The sequence below is a fragment of the Pseudochrobactrum asaccharolyticum genome (genome assembly GCF_003314995.1).
Lineage (GTDB): Bacteria > Pseudomonadota > Alphaproteobacteria > Rhizobiales > Rhizobiaceae > Pseudochrobactrum > Pseudochrobactrum asaccharolyticum.
In genome coordinates, this window is sequence record NZ_QNRH01000031.1 from 1 (window position 1) to 2,536 (window position 2,536).

Below are 2,536 nucleotides of genomic sequence, written 5' to 3' on the forward strand. Positions count from 1 at the left end.
GTCGCAGGAGGTAACTTGCGAATGCCTTTTAATATAGTGAAAGGCGCAGGCACCGCCGCATGAAAGCTCATATAGTAATGTAGAGCAACGCTATCTATGGACGTGTCGACATCGCCACATTCCAATAATGCGGGAAGCGTTGAAGCAAAGCGGAAATACTCGGTATTCTCATTATAATATAGAGGTTTAATGCCAAGGCGGTCGCGCACCACTATCGTACGACCACTATCTTGTTCCCAAATTGCAAAAGCAAACATCCCGAGAAGCTTGTTTAAACAGTCCATACCCCATGCATGATATGCCTTGAGAATGACTTCCGTGTCGCCCGTAGAAAAAAAATGATAGCCCTTTGATTTCAATTCTGTTCTTAGCTCGACGTAATTATAAATACATCCATTAAATACAATCGCTAGCCCTAATTGCGGGTCAAACATTGGCTGCTGCGATGAGTTTGACTTGTCAATGATACTAAGACGCCGATGACCAAAAGCTACGTTACCTTGCTTTAATAGACCCGAAGCATCAGGTCCGCGCGATTGTAAACTACGCATCATTTTTTCTACATTTACAACGCTTGGCTCATTCCTGAAATTTATTTCACCACATATGCCACACATGTTTTTAGTTCCTTAGAATATTCATTAAAATCGCTTGAACATTCAACGCAATCATAGAATGTAAGTTCCAAAATATTTCTAAAAATTCATATAACATCAATTATATTTAAACTATATTTAAATTCTAATAAAAACTATTATGTTAATTCAAAATATATTATAAATAATAGGATGTGATTATAATTATACTTACATAATAATACTAATAATTTTTTACTATAAAATTTTAATTCTAAAGAAAGTTATTTTGTTATTATTAGACATGCAACTTATCTCACTGAGTGACGTTATAATGAATGAACGTGCTAAGAGTTCTAAAAGAAATTATGTTTTTAATAAAACCACTGCGCAAATTCATATAAGAGGGATAAGTCTATGAATTCCATTATTTATCTTGTTGGTCTTGTTGTTATTGTTTTGTTTATTCTTTCTTTTTTGGGATTAAGATAATGGTAGAGCAAAATAATATTAAAGTTGAATCAGACGGGAGCTACGTAGATTGGGCTGCAATCTTTGCTGGCTCCGTAATTTCTGCTGGTGTTGTAGTGGTTTTTACCACATTTGCAGCCGGATTGGGTCTTGGCTCAATAACGGCAGACGATGGTGGTGATATCAGTACTACGTGGTTAATAATAACAGCGCTTTTTGCAGTCATTTCTATGGTCGCATCGTATATGCTAGGTGGTTACATCACCGGAAGAATGAGTCGTCCAGTTGGAAATGCAACACGCGATGAAACGACTATTCGTGATGGACTCAATGGTTTGGCTGTATGGGGTATCGGCATACTAATCTCTGGTTTTTTCGCTGCAAGTGCACTCACTGGTGGGGTAAAAGCTGTTAGCAATGTCGCTCAATCAACACTTGAAGCAACAGGTTCTGCAGTCGGTGGAACAGCTCAAGGTATTGGGCAGCTTGGTGGAGGCATGATATCTGGTACTGGGAATGCAATAGCAGGCGCAGTTCAAGGAGCCGGACAAGCACTAGCCCCTTCACTGAATGAAATGCTACCTCAGAGCCTCAAAAATAATCCCTTTGATTATATAACTGATAGTCTGTTCCGAAAAAGTGCAGTAACCCAAGAGGCGGCGGGCTCCCAGAATGGTAATGTTGATATAGTAACACGACAAGTCACTGGGATTCTTGGTAACCTTTTACGAACAGGGGAAATCTCAGATTCAGATAGAAGCTGGATAGTCTCAGAAGTTTCAGTACAAACCAACTTAAATCAGACAGAAGCGCAAACACGTGTATATCAGTCTATCGAGCGCATACAAAAGCTACGTGCTGAGGCTGAGAAAAAAGTTGAAGAAGCACAAAAGCAATTTGACGAGTTGAAAGCAAGTGCTGAAAAAACGGTAGCAGATGCGAAAGAAAAAGCGGTTGAAGTTGCTGAAAAAGCCCGTGTGGCTTCCATTCTGACCGCTTTCCTTCTTGCAGCTGCAGCGTTAGTGGCTGCAGCTGCAGCGTATATTGGGGCAATCCACGGCGGTCGCCATCGTGATGAAGGGCGTATTTGGGGTGGGCTTGCCTACCGTAAATAGGATTACTGCTGTTCTTAATAATTAAGACAATAGCGCATGAAGCTTTATAGCATTCATGCGCTATTTTTTGTTTTTTGGGAACTTTGAGAGGATCTGAAAGTTGGTTTTATGCATTTCAACCCTTGGAGAAAATCAATGTCCAAAAGCCATAACGATTATAAAATTCTCATTGTTGCCACGCATGGGTACGAACGTTCTGAACTCCGTGTTCCTTACGAAGAGTTCAAAAAACTCGGTGCGGATGTAAAAATTGCATCGCTTTCTAATGAACCTATTCAAGGCTGGGATAATGGCGATTGGGGAGACCAAATCACCGTAGACTATTTAATAAAAGAGATAAATGTGCAGGATTTTGATTGTCTCATCCTTCCTGGC

General features: G+C 40.0%; 2 protein-coding genes and 1 pseudogene. 2 read left to right on the plus strand and 1 reads right to left on the minus strand.

Features of this window, described 5'->3' with window-relative positions; translation table 11 throughout:
• Window positions 1-617: pseudogene (locus tag DFR47_RS21425) on the minus strand (N-acetylglutaminylglutamine amidotransferase); the annotation flags it as partial.
• 449 nt (window positions 618-1,066) lie between these two features.
• Between DFR47_RS21425 and DFR47_RS21430 the strand changes: the two are divergent.
• Both DFR47_RS21430 and DFR47_RS21435 read left to right on the plus strand, forming a co-directional pair.
• Complete coding sequence (locus DFR47_RS21430) at window positions 1,067-2,161, plus strand: ATP synthase subunit B family protein (protein WP_113946540.1); 1,095 nt, start codon at window positions 1,067-1,069, stop codon at window positions 2,159-2,161.
• Window positions 2,162-2,296: 135 nt separating this feature from the next.
• Window positions 2,297-2,536, plus strand: a 240-nt coding sequence (locus tag DFR47_RS21435) for a DJ-1/PfpI family protein (RefSeq protein ID WP_147245713.1), incomplete at its 3' end; no start/stop codon positions are given.